General features: G+C 70.1%; 17 protein-coding genes. 8 read left to right on the top strand and 9 right to left on the bottom strand.

Annotated features, from left to right (window positions below):
• Nucleotides 1–7 precede the first annotated feature (7 nt).
• Nucleotides 8–1,948, top strand: a complete 1,941-nt coding sequence (locus AC067Z_RS15985) for a DUF2264 domain-containing protein (protein ID WP_478790105.1) — start codon at nucleotides 8–10, stop codon at nucleotides 1,946–1,948.
• Nucleotides 1,949–2,130: 182 nt separating this feature from the next.
• Nucleotides 2,131–2,442: a UBP-type zinc finger domain-containing protein gene (locus AC067Z_RS15980; RefSeq protein ID WP_478790104.1), complete on the top strand. Its 312-nt coding sequence runs from the start codon at nucleotides 2,131–2,133 to the stop codon at nucleotides 2,440–2,442.
• A gap of 27 nt (nucleotides 2,443–2,469) precedes the next feature.
• On the opposite strand, the gene AC067Z_RS15975 is transcribed toward AC067Z_RS15980, so the two are convergent.
• Nucleotides 2,470–3,306 carry an NAD(P)H-binding protein gene (locus AC067Z_RS15975; protein ID WP_478790103.1) on the bottom strand — a complete coding sequence of 279 codons (837 nt, stop codon included), beginning with the start codon at nucleotides 3,304–3,306 and terminating at the stop codon, nucleotides 2,470–2,472.
• 99 nt (nucleotides 3,307–3,405) lie between these two features.
• Between AC067Z_RS15975 and AC067Z_RS15970 the strand changes: the two genes are divergently transcribed.
• A complete protein-coding gene (locus AC067Z_RS15970) occupies nucleotides 3,406–3,813 on the top strand; it encodes a winged helix-turn-helix transcriptional regulator (RefSeq protein WP_478790102.1) in 408 nt (135 codons plus the stop codon).
• A 42-nt stretch (nucleotides 3,814–3,855) separates the two neighbouring features.
• On the opposite strand, the gene AC067Z_RS15965 is transcribed toward AC067Z_RS15970, so the two are convergent.
• From AC067Z_RS15965 to AC067Z_RS15955, 3 genes are all read right to left on the bottom strand, one after another.
• Nucleotides 3,856–4,884, bottom strand: coding sequence for a hydroxyacid dehydrogenase (locus AC067Z_RS15965; RefSeq protein WP_478790101.1), 1,029 nt, complete (start codon nucleotides 4,882–4,884; stop codon nucleotides 3,856–3,858).
• Nucleotides 4,885–5,076: 192 nt separating this feature from the next.
• A complete protein-coding gene (locus tag AC067Z_RS15960; RefSeq protein WP_478790100.1) occupies nucleotides 5,077–6,585 on the bottom strand; it encodes a glutamate synthase subunit beta in 1,509 nt (502 codons plus the stop codon).
• A gap of 113 nt (nucleotides 6,586–6,698) precedes the next feature.
• Nucleotides 6,699–7,433 (bottom strand): flavodoxin family protein, encoded by a 735-nt coding sequence (locus tag AC067Z_RS15955; RefSeq protein WP_478790099.1) that lies wholly within the window; start codon nucleotides 7,431–7,433, stop codon nucleotides 6,699–6,701.
• Nucleotides 7,434–7,605: 172 nt separating this feature from the next.
• Here AC067Z_RS15955 and AC067Z_RS15950 point away from each other — a divergent pair, with 172 nt between their 5' ends.
• The gene (locus tag AC067Z_RS15950; protein WP_478790098.1) at nucleotides 7,606–8,109 is read left to right on the top strand and encodes a metallophosphoesterase family protein; all 504 of its coding nucleotides are present in this window, start codon (nucleotides 7,606–7,608) and stop codon (nucleotides 8,107–8,109) included.
• A 139-nt stretch (nucleotides 8,110–8,248) separates the two neighbouring features.
• Here AC067Z_RS15950 and AC067Z_RS15945 read toward each other — a convergent pair whose 3' ends face one another.
• Nucleotides 8,249–8,611, bottom strand: a complete 363-nt coding sequence (locus AC067Z_RS15945; protein WP_478790097.1) for a hypothetical protein — start codon at nucleotides 8,609–8,611, stop codon at nucleotides 8,249–8,251.
• Between the two features lie 390 nt (nucleotides 8,612–9,001).
• On the opposite strand from AC067Z_RS15945, the gene AC067Z_RS15940 reads away from it, so the two are divergent.
• Together AC067Z_RS15940 and AC067Z_RS15935 are read left to right on the top strand one after the other, a co-directional pair.
• Complete coding sequence (locus AC067Z_RS15940; RefSeq protein ID WP_478790096.1) at nucleotides 9,002–9,520, top strand: AMIN-like domain-containing (lipo)protein; 519 nt, start codon at nucleotides 9,002–9,004, stop codon at nucleotides 9,518–9,520.
• A 178-nt stretch (nucleotides 9,521–9,698) separates the two neighbouring features.
• Entirely contained in the window at nucleotides 9,699–10,619 is a 921-nt protein-coding gene (locus AC067Z_RS15935) for an NADP-dependent oxidoreductase (protein WP_478790095.1), read from the top strand.
• A gap of 74 nt (nucleotides 10,620–10,693) precedes the next feature.
• Here AC067Z_RS15935 and AC067Z_RS15930 read toward each other — a convergent pair whose 3' ends face one another.
• Entirely contained in the window at nucleotides 10,694–11,203 is a 510-nt protein-coding gene (locus tag AC067Z_RS15930) for a pyridoxamine 5'-phosphate oxidase family protein (RefSeq protein ID WP_478790094.1), read from the bottom strand.
• Nucleotides 11,200–12,921 (bottom strand): aa3-type cytochrome oxidase subunit I, encoded by a 1,722-nt coding sequence (gene ctaD, locus AC067Z_RS15925; protein WP_478790093.1) that lies wholly within the window; start codon nucleotides 12,919–12,921, stop codon nucleotides 11,200–11,202. Before ctaD ends, AC067Z_RS15930 begins: the two co-directional genes overlap by 4 nt.
• A gap of 485 nt (nucleotides 12,922–13,406) precedes the next feature.
• Here ctaD and AC067Z_RS15920 point away from each other — a divergent pair, with 485 nt between their 5' ends.
• On the top strand, nucleotides 13,407–15,065 hold the full coding sequence (locus tag AC067Z_RS15920) for an ATP-binding cassette domain-containing protein (RefSeq protein ID WP_478790092.1): 1,659 nt from the start codon (nucleotides 13,407–13,409) through the stop codon (nucleotides 15,063–15,065).
• A gap of 78 nt (nucleotides 15,066–15,143) precedes the next feature.
• Here the strand turns inward: AC067Z_RS15920 and AC067Z_RS15915 are convergent, their stop codons facing one another.
• Together AC067Z_RS15915 and AC067Z_RS15910 are read right to left on the bottom strand one after the other, a co-directional pair.
• The gene (locus tag AC067Z_RS15915) at nucleotides 15,144–15,935 is read right to left on the bottom strand and encodes an ABC transporter permease (RefSeq protein ID WP_478790091.1); all 792 of its coding nucleotides are present in this window, start codon (nucleotides 15,933–15,935) and stop codon (nucleotides 15,144–15,146) included.
• On the bottom strand, nucleotides 15,932–16,891 hold the full coding sequence (locus AC067Z_RS15910) for an ATP-binding cassette domain-containing protein (protein ID WP_478790090.1): 960 nt from the start codon (nucleotides 16,889–16,891) through the stop codon (nucleotides 15,932–15,934). Before AC067Z_RS15910 ends, AC067Z_RS15915 begins: the two co-directional genes overlap by 4 nt.
• 217 nt (nucleotides 16,892–17,108) lie before the next feature.
• Between AC067Z_RS15910 and AC067Z_RS15905 the strand changes: the two genes are divergently transcribed.
• Nucleotides 17,109–18,146: a LacI family DNA-binding transcriptional regulator gene (locus tag AC067Z_RS15905; RefSeq protein WP_478790089.1), complete on the top strand. Its 1,038-nt coding sequence runs from the start codon at nucleotides 17,109–17,111 to the stop codon at nucleotides 18,144–18,146.
• Nucleotides 18,147–18,239 lie beyond the last annotated feature (93 nt).

Below are 18,239 nucleotides of genomic sequence, written 5' to 3'. Positions count from 1 at the left end.
CCGCCACATGAATGCCGCACCCCATCTGCCACTGCCGCCGACGGACCGGGTCCTGTCCCCGCGTACGGGGTGGACCCGGGCCCACTGGGAGGCGGTCGCGGACCGCCTGCTGGACGGGCTCGCGCCGTATGCCACCCCCGGCGGCGCGCAGTACCGGCTGCCGGGCCGGGCGAGCTGGTCGGGGGTGGTGTCGGACGGACTCGAGGGCTACGCACGGTCCTTCCTCCTGGCCGCGTGCCGGATCGCGGGGGCGCGCGGGGAGGGGATGGACGCGCTCGGCGAGCGCTATGCGGCCGGGCTCACGGCCGGTACGGATCCGGCGAGCGGTGAGTCCTGGCCCGCGCTCACCGACTGCTCCCAGCAGATGGTGGAGGCGGCCTCGATCGCGGTCGCCCTGCACGAGACGCGTCCCTGGATCTGGGACCGGCTGGACAGCCGAGTGCAGCAGCGCGTCGTCGACTGGTTCTCCGGTTTCGTCGGCGCCCGCACGTGGGACAACAACTGGCGCCTGTTCCAGGTCGTTTCCGAGCAGTTCGTCGCATCGGTGGGCGCCCCGTACCGCAAGGAGGACATCGAGGGCGGTCTCGACCGCATCGAGGACTGGTACGTCGGAAACGGCTGGTACACGGACGGGGACGGCCGCAACTTCGACTACTACAACGGGTGGGCGATGCACCTGTACCCGCTGCTGTGGTCGCGCATCGCCGCAGCCACGGAAGGTGCCGCGGGCTCCGACGGCGGACGCACGGAGGTCTACCGGCAGCGGCTCGCCGCCTTCCTCGCGCTCTACCCGCACTTCTTCGGCGGCGACGGGGCGCCGGTGCACCAGGGACGTTCTCTGACCTACCGGTTCGCGGCGCTGGCACCGGTGTGGATGGGCGCCCTTGCCGACTGCACCCCGCTCGCGCCGGGGCTCACCCGCCGGCTCGCCTCGGGCGCCGTGCGGCACTTCGTGGAGCGCGGGGTTCCCGACGAACGGGGGCTGCTCACCCTCGGCTGGTACGAGACGTTCCTGCCCACGACACAGGCGTACTCCGGTCCGGCGTCCCCCTACTGGGCGAGCAAGGGATTCCTCGGACTGCTGCTCCCCGCCGGACACCCCGTATGGACGGAGCGTGAACTCCCCCTGCCCGTCGAGGAATCGGACCAGTACGTCGCGCTCCCCGAACCCGGCTGGCTGCTGCACGGGACCCGGCACGACGGGATCGTCCGCCTGGTCAACCACGGCAGCGACCACAACGGCCCGGACGGGGCGGGCGAGGACGACCCGCACTACGCGAAGTTGGCGTACTCGACGGCCACAGCCCCCGACGCGGCCCCCCACGCATGGGAAAAGGCGGTCGACGGCCATGTCGCACTGCTCGCGCCCGACGGCACCCCTTCCCGGCGCCGGCGCATCCATCCCCTGCAGTGCCGGGGGCGGCGGGCAATGTCCTGGTACGAGACCGAACTCCCGGGCCGGGACGGAGCGTTCCGGATCGGCACCACATCACTGTTGCACGGGCCCTGGGAATTCCGGGTGCACCTCGTCGAAGCCCCGCGGGGCGGGACGCTCGAGGGCGTCACCCTCCGCGAGGGCGGCTATGCGGTCGCCCACGCACAGTCACCGCATGCGGAGACCGGACCTGGCTGGGCGCTCGCCCGCACGGCAGACGGACTGACCAGCGCAATGATCGCCCTGCACGGCTGGGACGAGGAGCGGCCGGGCGTCGCGCGCGCGGTCCAGGCCAACGCGTACGGCCCGCACTCGGCGACACCGCATCTGACCGGCGTGACGGGCAACGGTGAACGAGGCGTGTTCGTGTCCCTGATCAGCCTGTCGCGCGACGCGGTTCACCCCGGGGCGCTGCGCGAGTCGGCCTCCGTCGCGCACAGCGACGGCGACGTCATCATCAGGCTTGCGGACGGCACGGAGCTGCGGGCCCCGGCGGAAGAGGCCGGGGGCTGACGCCGAGCCTTCCCGCCCGCCGGCAGCTGCGCCGGCCTGCGGTTGACACGGGATGCTCCGGTGGGAGGCTGGAGTGGTCGTCCAGCGGGTCGGCCGACGAGGCTGAACGACCACGCCCGCGCCGCGGGACCGCCGCTTTCCGCGCGCCCGCCGTCGGGTGGGGGATGCGAAGGAGGGCCGGGATGAGGCATGGCAGGCAGTCCGCTCCCCTGTGCAGCCACCTCGATCAGGTGCGACAGGTCTCCCCCGACAGCACGGACTCGTGCCCCGAATGTGTCGCGCAGGGTGACACCTGGGTCCACTTGCGCGAGTGCCAGACGTGCGGGCACGTCGGCTGCTGCGACTCCTCCAGAAACAAGCACGCCACCGCCCATCACGCTGCTACGGGCCATCCCCTGATCCGGTCCTTCGAACCGGGCGAGGGCTGGTGGTGGTGCTACACGGACCGCGTGTCCTTCGAGGTCGAGGGAGTACCCCCGGCCCGTGCAGCCTGAGCACCTGGGCACGGGCCGGAGGGCGGGTCACCTGAACGCTGCCGCGTTCCGCGTCGCCCACTGCGCGAACGTGCGGGGCGGGCAGCCGAGGAGGCGTTCGGGGTCGGGGCTCACCCGCTGTTCGGCGGGTGAGGGCGCGCCCAGGATGTCCAGGGTGGCGTCCACGACCGGCTGGTGCATGTACGTCAGCATCCGACTCCGGGCTTCCTCCCGGCTCTGTTCGACGAATCGCACCGGCTCGCCCAGGGCGCTCCCGATCGCGGCCGCCTGCTGACGCGGTGAGACCGGTGCCGGCCCGGTGAGTTCGTAGGTGCTGCCGTCGTGGCCCGCTTCACTCAGCACGACGGCCGCGACCTCCGCAACGTCTGCCGGGTCGATGACCGGCAGCGCGACATCCCCGAACGGCGCGGCGACCGTCCGCCCCTCGCGGACCGTCCCGGCCCACGCAAGGCTGTTGGAGGCGAAGGCTCCCGGCCGCAGCACGGTCCAGTCGAGACCCGATTGCCTGACGGCTTCCTCCACCTCCGGCGGGTATCGCCGTGTCCCGACGCCCTGCGAGGAGAGCAGGACGACCCGGCTCAGGCCACGGGACCGGCCGGCGTCGAGGAGGGCACGAATGTCGCTCGGCCCGCCACCGGCGGCCAGCCAGTCGCCGGAGGTCAGCAGGAACAGCGCCTTCGCACCGTCCAGCGCGGGCTCGAGGCTCTTCGGCTCGGCAAGGTCGGCCTGCCGGTGCAACGCCTCGGCGGGCATGTCAGGCGAAGCGACACCGCGCGAGACCGCCGTCACCTGCTCGCCCGCCGCGACCAACGCCCGTACAAGTGGCCTTCCGACATTGCCCGTTGCACCTGTCACCACGATCATGTTCGCTCCCTGTTCCGGGGTTCTGTGTGGACTCCGAGGAAGCTACCTTCGGCGGCATAGTAGGTACCTAGAGGAAAGTAATGGGGAGAGAGGGCCGTTGTGACCGACAGCACACATCAGGCGGTTCGTACCGAGGTCCCTCCGGAACAGGCCTGCCCCATCGCCCCGGTGGTCGACATCGTCTTCAGCCGATGGACCACCCCGATTCTGTGGGCACTCCACACGTACGGGCGCCAGCGGTTCGTGGAGTTGGAACGGCGCATCACCAGCATCACGCCCAAGGTGCTGACCCAGCGGCTGCGTCAACTGGAGCGCGACGGGCTGGTCGTCCGCACCTATCACCCCGAAGTGCCGCCGCGGGTGGAGTACGAGATCAGCGAACTGGGAGGCAGCCTTGCCCCCTTGTTCGCCACGCTCGCCGACTGGTCCACGGCCCACCTCGGCAAGGTCGACGAGGCCCGGCTGGACTACGACGCCAGAGAGCGGGCTCACCCCCGCCGCCGCTGACCCGCTCCGGGTCCGACCGGATTCCGGGCGGGGGTCCCCCGCTCAGGCCAGGTAGGCGAGTCGTTCGCGCTGCACGGGATGGGTGAATCCGTCGCCCGCGGCCCAGCGTGCGATTTCGGCGACCGCGTGGTCGGCGAGCCGGGCGAACTCGTTGCCCTGCGAGCCGGCGAGATGAGGGGTGATCAGTACATTGTCGCAGTCCCACAACGGGTGGGTGCTCGGCAGGACTTCGGGGTCGGTGACGTCGAGCACGGCGCGGATCCGGCCCTCGGTGGCGGCTTCGGTCAGGGCCTCCTGGTCGACGACAGCACCGCGCGCGGTGTTGAGGAGTACCGCGCCGGGCCGCATGGCATCGATGAGCTGCCGGCCCACGAGCCCGCGTGTGGCGGGCAGCAGCGGGGTGTGGATGCTGACGATGTCGCTCTGCGCGAACAGTTCGCCGAGTCCGACGGGCGGGACACCGAGTTCGGCCGCGTCCTCGTCGGACACGTACGGGTCGTGCAGCAGCACCCGCAGGTCGTAGGGGCGCAGCAGTTCGATCACTCGTCGGCCGATGAACGAGGCGGACAGAATGCCCACGGTGCGGCGGTAGTTGCCGAGGTCGTTCCTGACGCCGAGCCAGTCGTCGTGACTGTGGGTGGCCCGCAGGTCACGTGCGCGCTCGAGGACGTGCTTGCCGGTGAGGAGGATCATGGCGACGGTGTACTCGGCGACGGGCAGTGCGTTGGCCGCGGCTGCCGAGGACACGTCGATCCCGCGTTCCCAGCAGGCTTCCGTGACGTGCCCGCGCACCGAACCGGCGGTGTGCACGACGGCACGCAGCCGGGGTGCTGCGGCAAGCACGTCGTGGTCGAGCGGCGGGCAGCCCCAGCCGGTGACGAGGATGTCGACGCCGGCGAGTGCGGCGCGGGCGCGCTCCGTGGTGAAGTCGTCGAGAACGGGCCCCGGGACAAGATCGCAGACGTCGGCCAGTGCGGCCCGTGCGCGGTCGTCGAGGACGGCCGCCGCGGCGTCCGGCGCCATGGCGACGGCGGCGCGCGGGCGGGCGCCGGGTTCGGTGGTGCTGGGCATCGCTCTCCAGGGGTTTACGGGGGCGGGGGCTGCGGCGGGAGGCACGGTCGCTCCCGCGGCTGATGCCGTGTCACCGGAATCTTGATCGGCCTTCCGGGACAAGGTCAATGGATCGACCGGACGAACCCGGAGGGCGAAACGATCACTCTGCCCCCTGGGACAACCGCAGGCCCGGTCCGGCCTCCGGTCGTGTCAGGCCGCCATGGGCCGGTCGTTCGGGGCGACGGGGGCCGGAAGCTCCGTGAAGCCGGTCAGAAAGCGGTCGGTGGCCGCAGCGGCGGCCCGTCCCTCCGCGATGGCCCACACCACGAGCGACTGACCGCGTCCCGCGTCGCCCGCGACGAATACGCCGTCGGCCGCTGTGTGGTCCCGCCCCGTCGGTGGTGAGGCGCGCGTCGCCGCGAACGCGGCGTCCCGGGCGAAGTTTCCCCGGTCGTCCAGCACAAGTCCGAGTTGCCGCACCAGACCGGTCCCCTGTTCGGGCCCGGAGAACCCGAGTGCGAGCAGGACCAGATCCGCCGGGATCACACGCTCGCTGTCCGGTCGCGGCCTTCTGGTCACCGGTTCCACTTCCGTCAGGCGCAGCGCACGCACACGGCCGGACCGGTCCCCTTCGAAGTGCAGGGTGGCGGACGAGAACATCCTCGGATCGGTGCCTTCCCGTCCACGGGCCTCTTCATGGGCATGGGAGATGCGGTAGACCTTCGGATAGATGGGCCATGGCTCGCTGTCGGGCCGTGCCTCGCCGGGCTCCGGGTTGATGTCCAGCTGGACCACGGCGGCCGCCCCCTGGCGCAGCGTTGTGCCGAGGCAGTCCGATCCGGTGTCCCCGCCGCCGACGATCACCACGTGCCTGCCCTCGGCGGTGATGTGCGGTGCGGCATGGTCGCCCTCCGCGACCCGGTTGGCGAAGGTCAAGTAGTCCATGGCCTGATGGATGCCGTGGAGCTCACGGCCGGGCACGGGGAGCTCCCGCCGTTGCGTCGCTCCGACGGCGACGATCACGGCATCGTGGCGTCTCCGGAGCTCGCGGGCGTCGAGATCGCCTCCGACGTCCACGCCCGTGCGGAATTTCGTGCCCTCGGCGCGCATCTGCTCGATGCGGCGGTCGAGCTGCCGCTTCTCCATCTTGAACGCGGGAATGCCGTAGCGCAGGAGTCCGCCGATACGGTCGGCGCGCTCGTAGACCGCGACGGTGTGGCCGATGCGTGTGAGCTGTTGCGCCGCAGCCAGTCCGGCAGGGCCGGAGCCGATGACGGCGACGGTTCTGCCGCTGAGCCGCTCCGGCGGCATCGGTGCCACGTACCCGCGCTGCCATGCCTGGTCGGCGACGGCCTGCTCAACGTTCTTGATCGTCACCGGATCGGCGTTGATGGTGAGTACGCAGGCGTCCTCGCAGGGTGCCGGGCAGAGCCGCCCGGTGAACTCGGGGAAGTTGTTGGTCGCGTGCAGCCTCTCGGCGGCGGCCCGCCAGTCGCCGTGTGCGGCATACACGTTCCACTCGGGGATGAGGTTTCCCAGCGGGCAGCCGTTGTGACAGAACGGTATGCCGCAGTCCATGCAGCGGCCTGCCTGCTCGGACACGAGCGGGAGCAGCGCCTGCCCCGCGTAGATCTCGTCCCAGTCGCTCAGCCGTTCCTCGACGGGGCGTGCCGGGACGGGCCGGCGGGGCGTTCTGAGGAAGCCGTACGGGTCGGTCATGCGCCGCTCCATCGCTCACTCGCGGTGCAATAGGGCGTTTCGACAAGCTTACGCCCGGTTTGCGTGGTGAGACTCCCCCACTGTTCGCCGACCGCACCGGCGGTCGGCGGACATCAGCGGTGCTCGGGGGTGGGGAAGTCGGAGCGGCAGCCCGCGTCCCACTCGGAACGCTGGTTGCCGTGGGCCGGAACGCCACCGGCGGCCTTGAGCAGGGCCGCCAGGTGCATCAGGTTCCAGGTCATGAAGGAGGTGTTGCGGTTGGTGAAGTCGTTCGCCGGGCCGCCGGACCCCTCGTCGAGATACGAGGGCCCGGGCCCGGCCTCGCCGATCCAGCCGGCGTCGGCCTGCGGGGGGATGGTGTAGCCGAGGTGCTGGAGGCTGTAGAGGACGTTCATCGCACAGTGCTTGATTCCGTCCTCGTTGCCGGTGATCAGGCAGCCGCCGACCCGGCCGTAATAGGCGTACTGGCCCCGGTCGTTGAGCAGGCTCGAGCAGGCGTAGAGCCGCTCGATGACCTGCTTCATCACCGAGCTGTTGTCGCCGAGCCAGATGGGGCCCGACAGGACGAGGATGTCGGCGGCCATCACACGCTCGTACAGCATCGGCCAGGCGTCCGTGGCCCAGCCGTGCTCGGTCATGTCCGGCCACACGCCGGTGGCGATGTCGTGGTCGATGGCGCGGACGAGCTCCGTCGTGACGCCGTTGGCCTCCATCACGGCACGGCTTCTGTCGATCAGCCCCTGCGTGTTGCTCACTTCCGGGGTGCGCTTGAGGGTGCAGTTGACGAACAGCGCGCGCAGTCCGTCGTAGCGCAGAACGACGTCGGGGGACGGCGTGGCGGGAGCCATGGAGTCTCTCCAGGGTTCGGGGGTCGCCGGGAGCGTACTGGCGTCGACGGACGGGGCGTGGGAGGACGGGGCCCGAGTCCTGGTGGTGTCGGGGACGGCGGGCGGGACCGTGCGACGATCGCCTCACTCCGGGGGGCACACCGGTGGTTGCCACATGAACAGGAGGCGGCAGGTGCTTTTGTTGCTGACGTCCGACACACACATGCCGAAGCGTGCCCGCCACCTGCCCGAGCAGCTCCTCTCGGACATGAAGACGTCCGACGTGGTGCTGCACGCCGGTGACTGGGTGGACGCCGCCGCCCTCGACCTCTTCGAGGCGAGGTCACGGCGCCTCGTCGCGGTCTACGGCAACAACGACGGTGCCGAGCTCCGGGCACGTCTCCCCGAGGTCGCCCGCGCAGAGCTCGGCGGTCTGCGCTTCGGCGTCGTCCACGAGACCGGCCCTTCGCAAGGCCGTGAGCGGCGGTGCGACGAACGGTTCCCCGATCTGGACGTCCTCGTCTTCGGACACAGCCACATCCCGTGGGACAGCACGACACCGGCCGGACTGCGGCTGCTCAACCCGGGGTCGCCCACCGACCGGCGCCGTCAGCCCTTCTGCACCTACATGACCGCCTCGGCGGCGGAGGGGAGACTGGGAGAGGTGCGGCTGCACCGCCTGCCGCTCCGCCATTGACCTCGCGCACGCCCGGGCCCGCGTGAGGGGCCCGGGCGGGGAGCTTCAGATGCGCGGTGCGTGTGCGGACAATCCGGTTCCGGTTCCTCCGCCGCTCGGTTTCCATTTCTTCACAGAACCGGATGACCGATGAATACGGTCACAGACGCCGCACGCGTGTGGCTATCCCATGACCGACCAGCAGATAGATCACAGCGGGGAGTCCATAATTGAGGAGAACGCGAAGGCCGTCCGTGTCCATCGTGAAAATATCCTGTGACCACCAGGCAAGCCCGTCCGCCACTGATTCCACGAATTCGACGAATATGTTCGCCTGGTTCGCCTCGAGCAGGTAGAGCAGGATCCACAGGCCCAGGAACACCGCGGCGATGTCCGCGATCGTATGGATGACCAGGGCAGCCCGGCGGGCGGTGGAGCCGTCCCCTTCGGGCGCGTAGCCGTGGCGGCCCGCCTGATCGACGTCGTACCGGCGGTTGTCCGGCAGGGGTTCGAAGTTGCCCACTTGAGTCCCAATCTGAGGCGTACGCCGCCTCGACGATACGGAAAAGCGGCCACCGCACGGCGGAGGTCCGCGCGCCTATGCGGAACTGCGTCGCATACGAATGAAGCGTTACACCCGAGCGCACTTGCGTACGAAATCGACGGCTACGGGAATTCCTGCACAGCGGAATTCGGACGCGACTGCCCCTCGCTCGCGACCCCGACGTACTTCATGGACATGGCGAGAAGCGGAAGCGTGGGGCAGGGTCCGCGACCCGTCCGGGACGGACCTGTTCCAGCGGCCGCAGAAACCGTGGGAAATCATCACAACAAACGTGCAACCATCCGGTTTCCTGATGTGTCTTCGCAAGTGACACATCATCCCCATAGCAGGAAGAAATGGGGGGACACCATGCTCAACCGTCCACGGCTCGCGGCTGCCGCCGCAGGCATTCTTCTCATCGCCGGGATCGGAGCGACCGCCCCGGCATCCGCGGCTCCGTCCGGGGCACCGGCTTCGGCTCCGGCCACCGCCCTCGTCACCAACGCCCGCTGGGGCGGCCACTCCTCGTTCGACAGGATCGTCATCGATGTCAGCGGCAAGGTGCCGCCGGTCACCGTGCGTACCGTCAAGGAACTGCGCTACGACGGCCTGGGCAGCAAGGTCCCGCTCGCAGGCAAGCACTTCCTGGAGATCAGGCTCTCCCCCGCCGACGCGCACGACGACCGGGGCAGATCCGTCTACAAGGGCCCCAAGCTCACCAAGATCTACCTGCCCACGCTCAAGGGTCTGGCGCTGACGGGTGACTACGAAGGAGTGGTCACCTTCGGAGCCGCCTTCACCACCAAGCCCGCCTACACCACGCACCGGCTGCACTCGCCGGAGCGCTTCGTCATCGACTTCCGTCACGCGCCGGGCTGCGGCGGGTGACAGGAGCGCGACCGCCCGGCCACGGGATGCCCTCGTGGCCGGGCGGTCGCGTCGTGCGTCGCGGGGCGCAGGTGCGGCGTTACGGTGCCTGGGAAGAGTCAGTCCCCGTCCGGCCCGGCGCCCGGTCGTCACCCACGAACCACGCGCGCTCGGCTCACGTACACGGAAAGGCCCGTTCATGCGCGCCGTCACCTACGACTCGTACGCATCCGACAACTCCCGGCTGACGGTCGGCGACGTCCCCGATCCGAAGGTCGCCCCCGGGCAGGTACTGATCGAAGTGCGCGCCGCGGGGGTCAACCCGGTGGACTGGAAGATCATGGCCGGCGGTCTCGACGGGCTGATGGACGCGGTGTTCCCCGTCATCCCCGGCTGGGACGTCGCCGGAGTGGTCACGGCGCTCGGCCCCGACGTGCCGGAGTTCGCCGTCGGCGACGAGGTCATGTCCTACGCCCGCAAGGATGTCGTGCAGGCCGGCACGTTCGCGCAGTACGTCGCGATGTCCGCCGACGCGGTCGCCCGCAAACCCGCAACCCTCGACTGGTCCCAGGCCGCGGGCCTGCCGCTCGCCGGGCTGACCGCCCAGCGCAGCCTCGACCGGCTCGACGTCGGGCCGGGTGATGTGCTGCTGGTCCACGGGGCGGCCGGAGGCGTGGGAAGTATCGCGGTGCAGATCGGGGTCGACCGCGGCGCCCGCGTCATCGGCACCGCCTCCGAGCGCAATCACGACTTCGTCCGCGCACTCGGCGGCGAACCCGTCGTCTACGGAGACGGCCTGCCCGACCGGGTGAGGGAGTCGGCGCCCGACGGCGTGAGTGCTGTCGCGGACTTCGTCGGCGGGCAGTTGGACGCCACTCTCGCCGTGCTGGCCCCGAAAGGGCGTCATGTCTCCGTCGCCGACCCCTCGGTGCGGGAGCACGGCGGGCACTGGATCTGGGTCCGGCCCGACGGCGGGAAGCTGGCGGAGCTCGCCGCCCTCGCCGAACGGGGCGTCGTCACCGTCGAGATCGCCGGGACCCACCCGTTGGAGGAGACGGGTGCGGCCTTCGACGCCAGCCGCACCGGCCACACCCGCGGGAAGCTCGTCATCACACCCTGACCCGGGCGAGCGGACCCCGGGAGGGGCACGAGCGGCCCGGCCGCCGATGCGCCGCCGCTCGGACCCCGCCTGGTTCAGACGCCGCTGAACCGCCACCGTGTAGGGGCCCTCATATCGCCTTCCCATCCGAAGACGACCCGTGGCCGCACCCGGAAGACTGGCCCCGCCGCGCCGGATCCGTCGGCGACTCCCTCGTCGGATGCGACGAGGTCCCACTGGTACTTGGTGTTGTACTCGGCCACGAACGGCGCCAGCGGCACTGTTCCCGAGACGGCTTCCGCCACTCCCTCGACGATCACCGGGCGGTCACCGTCGTCCAGGTGCACGGTGATCTCGGGGTTGGTACGCAGGTTGCGGCGGGCGAGGGAGCCGGTACTGAACCAGAGGCTGCCGTCCAGCCAGACGGCCCACACGGGCCGTGTGTGCGGACTGCCGCCGGCTCGGGTCGTGGCGATCCAGTAGGTGCGTTCCGTCACCAACCGGTCGTGCGCCCAACTCCAGGGCAGGAGTTCGCCCGGCGGCATCCGGATGCCGAACATGACCGGGGATTCGGCAACCGGCGTGGGCGGCGGTTCGGCCGTCATTCGTCGTCTCCGATGGGGGATGCGGCACCTCTGCCCGGTTCGACGACATCCCGTCGGCCCCCGCTCGCGGCCCGGTCGAGCGCGGCGATCGCGGGGTGGTGCAGATCGAAGGCAGGCGAATCGGAGCGGATCGTCGGCAGCGCCGTGAAGTTGTGCCGGGGAGCGGGGCACGCCGTTGCCCACTCGAGTGACCGCCCGTACCCCCACGGGTCGTCGACGCGGACACGCTCACCGTACTTGGCGGTGCGCCAGACGTTGTAGAGGAACGGCAGCGTGGAGATGCCCAGGAGGAACGCGCCGATGCTGGACAGGGTGTTGAGGGTGGTGAATCCGTCGACGGCCAGGTAGTCGGCGTAGCGGCGGGGCATGCCCTCGGCTCCGAGCCAGTGCTGGACGAGGAACGTGGTGTGGAATCCGACGAACAGTGTCCAGAAGTGGATCTTCCCGAGCTGTTCGTCGAGCATCTTCCCCGTCATCTTCGGCCACCAGAAGTAGAAGCCGGCGAAGGTCGCGAACACGACGGTCCCGAAGACGACGTAGTGGAAGTGGGCGACCACGAAATAGCTGTCGGTGACATGGAAGTCCATGGGTGGGGATGCCAGGATGATTCCGGTCAGACCACCGAACAGAAAGGTCACGAGGAAGCCGATGGACCACAGTATCGGCGTCTCGAAAGACAGAGATCCGCTCCACATCGTGCCGATCCAGTTGAAGAACTTCACTCCCGTCGGAACAGCGATGAGGAGGGTCATGAAGGAGAAGAACGGCAGCAGGACAGCGCCGGTGGCGAACATGTGGTGCGCCCACACCATGACCGACAGTCCGGTGATGGCGATGGTGGCGCCGACCAGCCCGACATAGCCGAAGATCGGCTTGCGCGAGAACACCGGGATGATCTCGGTGACAATTCCGAAGAAGGGCAGGGCGATGATGTAGACCTCGGGATGGCCGAAGAACCAGAACAGGTGCTGCCACAGCAGCGCGCCGCCGTTCTCGGGTTGGAAGACCTGCGAGCCGAACCGCCGGTCGGCCTCCAGCACGAGCAGCGCGGCCGCGAGCACGGGAAAGGCCATCAGCACCAGCACCGAGGTGAACAGGATGTTCCAGGTGAAGATCGGCATGCGGAACATCGTCATCCCGGGGGCCCGAAGGCAGAGGATGGTGGTGATGAAGTTCACCGCACCGAGAATCGTGCCGAATCCGGCAAGCGCCAGACCCATGATCCACAGGTCGCCGCCGACAAAAGGCGCCCGCTCGGCGCCGCTCAGCGGGGTGTAGGCCGTCCACCCGAAATCGGCGGCCCCCTGCGGGGTGAACAGGCCGGCCGTCACCATGAGACCGCCGAAGAGGAAAAGCCAGAACGAGAACATGTTCAGCCGGGGAAAGGCGACATCGGGGGCGCCGATCTGCAGGGGCATCACCACATTCGCGAAACCGGCGAACGTCGGCGTCGCGAAGAGCAGGAGCATGATCGTGCCGTGCAGGGTGAAGGTCTGGTTGTACTGCTCGCTGGAAATGAGCTGCAGACCCGGGCGTGCCAGCTCTGCGCGGAGCAGCAGGGCCATCAGACCGCCGATGAGGAAGAAACCGAACGAGGCGATGAGATAGAAGTGCCCGACCCGTTTGTGGTCGGTCGTGGTCAGCCAACCGATCACTGCTCTGCCCCTCGTGCGTCTGCGGACCGGCACGGGGGCGGCGGACTCGGTCGACGTGGCCATTCAGGCACCCCCAGGACGGCAGCGGAAACGAGAAGTTCGCTCTTCATCTCAGAGCCTGCCGAGCTGCGGCATCAGCGACGCCGCGGACACACCCGTTCGCGTACAAGTCATCTCATCCGCCGATGGGCGCCGAGCGCCTGTTGCGGAGGACCGTTCGCGTGCCGACCGCCGGTCGCGGGAGCGTCGTCACCGGAAACCCGGTGCCCTGCACCGGCGTGAGGGGTACAGTTGCCGAGTCCTGTTGTCTCCGATAGAGGTGGACGTTGCGCATCTGAGGTTCGCGATCATCGCGCCGTACGGCATGGCCGTACGCCCGTCACGCTGGCCGGCTTTCCTGCCGCCCGTGACCCCGCGTGGATGCGACCTCGGTGCATGAGCCGTCCCTCACTCCCCGGATGGCCGCACTCCCCTTTTCTCGGCCCGGTCGCCGCGCGGTGCTCGCACAAGAAGACCCCGACCCTGCGCTTGCGACTGCGAGAATCACCATGCCACTTCCTGCTTCCACCGCCTCTGTGACCTGCTCCGCCCTGTCCTTCCAGTGGCCGGACGGCACCCCCGTCTTCGACGGACTCTCCCTCGGCATCGGCCGGGGCCGCACCGGCCTCGTCGGTGCCAACGGCAGCGGAAAGTCCACGCTGCTGCGACTGCTGACAGGCCGACTGCGCCCCGCACGCGGATCGGTGACCGTCGGCGGCAGCCTCGCCCTTCTGCCCCAGAACATCACCCTCGACACCGCACTGCGCACCGACCGGGTGCTGGGGATCGCCGAGCGGCGCGCCGCGCTGCGCGCCGTCGAGGCGGGTGACGTGAGCGAGCAGCACTTCGAGACGATCGGCGACGACTGGGACGTCGAGGAGCGGGCCATGGCCACGCTGGGCTCGCTCGGTCTCGGCCACGTCGAACTGGACCGTACGGTGGGCCAGTTGTCGGGCGGGGAGACGGTCCTGCTCCGCCTGGCCGCGTTGCTGCTGGAGCGTCCCGACGTGCTCCTGCTGGACGAGCCGACCAACAACCTCGATGTGTTCGCACGCCGTCGGCTCTACGAGGCGGTCGACTCCTGGCGTTCCGGGGTACTGGTCGTGGTCAGCCACGACCGTGAACTGCTGGAGCGCGTGGACCGTATCGCCGAGCTGCGATCCGGATCGGTGAGCTGGTACGGAGGCGGCTGGTCCGCGTACCGGGAGGCTCTGGCCACCCAGCAGGAAGCTGCCGGCCGGATGCTGCGGGCCGCAGAGGCGGACGTGCGCCGGCAGCAGCGCGAACTGGAGGAGACAAGGATCAAGGTGGCCCGCCGTGAACGGCACAGCAAGAAGATGGACGCGCAACGGCGGGCGCCGCGGATCGTCGCGGGTGAGCGCAAGCGGTCCGCGCAGGAGTCTGGCGACAAGCTCCGCGGCCTGCAGGAGGACCGGCTCGGTGAGGCGCGCGAGCGCCGGGAGGAGGCCGCGGAAGCAGTCCGCAACGACGTCGAGATCCGTGTGAGCCTTCCGCACACCGCTGTGCCCGCGGGCCGCACGGTGCTGAACCTGCGCGAACTGCGCCCCCGGTTCGGCAGTCTGCGGGAGGGCAACCTGCATGTGCACGGGCCCGAGCGGATCGCCCTGGTCGGACGCAACGGCGCCGGGAAGACGACATTGCTGCGCACCCTCACCGGGGAGCTGACTCCGCAGTCCGGCGAGGCCGAGGCGTTCGTACCGCTGCGCTTCCTGCCCCAACGCCTCGATGTGCTGGACGAGGAACTGAGCCTCGTGGCGAACGTGGCGCGCCTCGCTCCCGGTGTGACCGACAACCACATCCGGTCCCAGCTCGCACGCTTCCTGTTCAAGGGCGCCCGCGCGGAGCAGCCGGCGGGCACGCTCTCCGGCGGCGAGCGTTTCCGGGCCACGCTCGCCGCGATGCTGCTGGCCGCGCCGGCGCCTCAACTGCTGATGCTGGACGAGCCGACCAACAATCTCGATCTGGCCTCCGTGGGGCAGCTGACCGGTGCACTGGCGTCCTTCGAGGGTGCGCTCCTGATCGCGAGTCACGATCTGCCGTTCCTCGAATCGGTCGGGATCACCCGCTGGCTGGTCGTCGGCGAGGAACTCCGGGAGACCACGGCGGAGGACGTGCGCGACCTGCTGGATGCACCGGACGGCCACTGAACGAGCGGCATCGGGGTGCCACGGCCCCGCCCCCGGACGGGCGGCGGGGCCGTGATCAATGCAGCCGCACGGTGCCGTTCAGCTGCTGAGCCGCGCGAACCTCCGTACCGCGAGGGGGAAGAACACCGCCACCAACGCCAACGGCCAGACCACCGACAGCAGTTCGGCATGCGACGCAGCCCAGGACGTGGACGTCGCACCGCCCTCGTTGCCGAAGAGCCCGCGTACCGCCGTGGCCGTCGCCGACATCGGGTTCCATTCGACCACCGCGCCGAGCCAGCCGGGCATGGTCCCCGGCGCCGCGAAGGCGTTGGACAGGAAGCCGACCGGCCAGACCAGGATCTGCACGGCGGCCACCAGCTCCGGCCTGCCGGCGACCATGGCCAGGTAGATCCCCATCCACAGCATCGCGAACCGCAGCAGGAGCAGCAGCCCCACGGCGCCGGTCACCGCGGCGAACGAGCCGTGCCAGCGCCAGCCGACCGCCAGTCCCACCCCCATCAGGACTACCAGGGACACCGCCGACTGCAGCATGTCCGCGGCCGAACGTCCCACCAGAACCGAGGCGTTGATCATCGGCATCGAGCGGAACCGGTCGATCACGCCCTTGTTCAGGTCCTGCGTGACCGCGACCATCGTGGCATCGAGCCCGAAGGCCATGGTCAACGCGAACATCCCGGGCACCAGATACTCGCGGTAGCTGCCCTCGATGCCCGTCCCACCGCCGGTCAGGTAGCCGAACATCAGCAGGAGCATCACGGGGAAGACCAGGCCGACCACGACCTGCACCGGCTGTCGCGCCCAGTGGGCGAGTTCACGCCGGGTCATGGTCCAGGAATCGGTCATGGCCCAGCCGATGGACGTACTCATACGGCCTCCTTCACGTCGGCGGGATGCTGCGTCAGATCGAGGAAGACCTCGTCCAGGGTCGGGCGGCGAAGCGCGATGTCCTCGGCGGCGATGCCGGCCGCGCCCAGGGCTCTCACGGTCTCCGCCAGGGCCGCCATCCGGTCGGTGACGGGCGCGCTGATCGTGCGCCGGTCCTCGTCCGTCGTGACGGCGGCCGTGCCCGCCGCGTGGCCCACCAACGTGGCGGCCCGGCCCAGTTCGCGGGAGTCGTGCAACTGCACGTCGATACGATCGCCGCCTGTCCTGGCCTTCAGCTCGTCCGGGGTGCCGTCCGCGATGACCCGTCCGTTGTCGATCACCGAGATCCGGTCGGCCAGCTGATCCGCCTCCTCCAGGTACTGGGTGGTGAGCAGCACGGTGGTGCCGCCCCCGACGAGGGAGCGCACGGCGTTCCACACCTCGGCGCGGCCGCGCGGGTCGAGTCCGGTCGTCGGCTCGTCCAGGAAGAGCACCTCGGGCTCGGTGATCAGGGATGCGGCGAGGTCGAGTCGGCGCCGCATACCGCCGCTGTACTGCTTCACCGCTTTGCGGCCGGTGTCCGCGAGGCCGAACCGGGCGAGCAGTTCGTCCGCGCGGGCGGCAGCCCGGCGGGCGCCGAGGTGGTGGAGGCGGCCGAACATGTCCAGGTTCTGCCGGCCACTGAGCTCCTCGTCGACCGCGGTGTGCTGACCGAGCAGGCCGATACGCCGGCGGACGTCGTCCGCGCGGGTGCGCACGTCGTGGCCCGCCACTTCCACGCGGCCCTCGTCGTGCCGCAGGAGAGTGGTCATGATGCGGACTGCCGTGGTCTTGCCGGCGCCGTTGGGCCCGAGCACGCCGTGCACGGTGCCCCGGGCCACGGCCAGATCGAGGCCGGCCAGGGCCTGTTTGTCGCCGTATCGCTTGCGTACGCCTTCGACGACGATCGCGTCTGTCATCCGTCCCCTCCAGAAAGCAATAGTCAAGCTTGACTACCCTCTCGAAAGTAACGCCGGAAACCCCCAGTAGTCAAACTTGATGAGAGTGATGAGCCGGGTACCCGCCGAACCCATCGGGACCGCCCCTGCCGGACACGGCCGCCGGTCGGCGAAGATGGGACCCACGCGGGTCCGACTCATGTCCGTCCGTCCCACCCAGCGAGGAGCGTCCGCGCCGATGCCTGAATCCGGTTCCGTTCCGAGGCCGCCGACGATCGCCGATGTCGCGCGCACCGCCGGGGTGTCACGGACGACGGTGTCCCACGCCCTCAACGGAATAGGCAAGGTCGACCCCAGAACGCGGGCACGCATCAAGGAGGTTGCGGCAGAGCTCGGTTACCGGCCGAATCTGCGCGCACAGCGGCTGCGCCGGGGGCAGGCCAAGGCGATCGCCCTCGCCTCCTCCATGCCGTTCGCCGTCGCCGGCGGTCCGTCCCGGCTCGGGTTCTACATGGAGGTGGCCGCGGCCGCGGCCGAGAGCGCGCTCGTGCACGACTACGCGCTCGTCCTCGTGCCGCCCGCGCAGTCCGGATCCGCGCTGCAATCCGTGGACATCGACGGCGCGATCGTCGTCGAGCCGGATGTGGACGACCCCGCGGCGGCCCAGTTGAGGGAGCGCGGACTGCCGTACGTGGCGCTGGGCCGGCCGGTCTCCCCCGGCGACGACGCACCGTACGTCGATCTCCACGGCGGCCGTGTCGCCGAGCTTCTGCTGGAGCATCTCCGTGCGCAGGGCGCCCGGCACCCGGCGCTGCTCGTGGGAGCGGGTTCGCGCCACTCCTCTGTCGACGCGCTCGCCGCGTACGAACGTGCCGCCGAGGCGCACGGCTGGGAACCGGTCGTGGCCACAGCGCCGGAGGCGGGCGGCGAACAGGCCGGGTACGAGACCTGCGCCGCACTGCTCGCCGCCCACCCGCAGACCGACGCGGTCTGCGCTCTGGTGGACGCCTTCGCCGTCGGGGCGGTGCGGGCGATCACGGACAGCGGCCGGCGGGTGCCGGACGACATCATGGTCGTGACCCGCTACGACGGACTGCGCGCCCGCACGTGCGAACCGCCGCTGACGGCCGTCGATCTGCATCTGGACGCCGCCGCGGCCGCGGCGGTGGACCTGCTGCTCGGCCGCCTGCGCGACGGCGCGGCCCCGGCGACTTCGGCGGCGGCGCCGCAGCCGCGCGTGATCCCGCGGGCCTCGTCCCTGCGTGTCAGGCCCTGAGGGCGCGACACACCCGCCGAGGGACAAACCCTGGGCCTTTCGTTCGGATCAGGCGGGATCAGTGAGCGTGCGGACCAGGGCACGCGAGCCCGG

The organism is Streptomyces sp. NPDC043812 (assembly GCF_056436245.1).
The sequence above is the reverse complement of the archived record's forward strand: the minus strand, read 5'-3'. Positions and strand labels throughout refer to the sequence as shown.

Excerpts from the sequence above, each read along its gene's own strand:
- AC067Z_RS15985 (WP_478790105.1), top strand. The coding sequence starts at position 8 with ATGAATGCCGCACCCCATCTGCCACTGCCGCCGACGGACCGGGTCCTG.
- AC067Z_RS15980 (WP_478790104.1), top strand. The coding sequence starts at position 2,131 with ATGAGGCATGGCAGGCAGTCCGCTCCCCTGTGCAGCCACCTCGATCAG.
- AC067Z_RS15975 (WP_478790103.1), bottom strand. The coding sequence starts at position 3,306 with ATGATCGTGGTGACAGGTGCAACGGGCAATGTCGGAAGGCCACTTGTA.
- AC067Z_RS15965 (WP_478790101.1), bottom strand. The coding sequence starts at position 4,884 with ATGCCCAGCACCACCGAACCCGGCGCCCGCCCGCGCGCCGCCGTCGCC.
- AC067Z_RS15960 (WP_478790100.1), bottom strand. The coding sequence starts at position 6,585 with ATGACCGACCCGTACGGCTTCCTCAGAACGCCCCGCCGGCCCGTCCCG.
- AC067Z_RS15955 (WP_478790099.1), bottom strand. The coding sequence starts at position 7,433 with ATGGCTCCCGCCACGCCGTCCCCCGACGTCGTTCTGCGCTACGACGGA.
- AC067Z_RS15940 (WP_478790096.1), top strand. The coding sequence starts at position 9,002 with ATGCTCAACCGTCCACGGCTCGCGGCTGCCGCCGCAGGCATTCTTCTC.
- AC067Z_RS15935 (WP_478790095.1), top strand. The coding sequence starts at position 9,699 with ATGCGCGCCGTCACCTACGACTCGTACGCATCCGACAACTCCCGGCTG.
- AC067Z_RS15930 (WP_478790094.1), bottom strand. The coding sequence starts at position 11,203 with ATGACGGCCGAACCGCCGCCCACGCCGGTTGCCGAATCCCCGGTCATG.
- ctaD (WP_478790093.1), bottom strand. The coding sequence starts at position 12,921 with ATGGCCACGTCGACCGAGTCCGCCGCCCCCGTGCCGGTCCGCAGACGC.
- AC067Z_RS15920 (WP_478790092.1), top strand. The coding sequence starts at position 13,407 with ATGCCACTTCCTGCTTCCACCGCCTCTGTGACCTGCTCCGCCCTGTCC.
- AC067Z_RS15915 (WP_478790091.1), bottom strand. The coding sequence starts at position 15,935 with ATGAGTACGTCCATCGGCTGGGCCATGACCGATTCCTGGACCATGACC.
- AC067Z_RS15910 (WP_478790090.1), bottom strand. The coding sequence starts at position 16,891 with ATGACAGACGCGATCGTCGTCGAAGGCGTACGCAAGCGATACGGCGAC.
- AC067Z_RS15905 (WP_478790089.1), top strand. The coding sequence starts at position 17,109 with ATGCCTGAATCCGGTTCCGTTCCGAGGCCGCCGACGATCGCCGATGTC.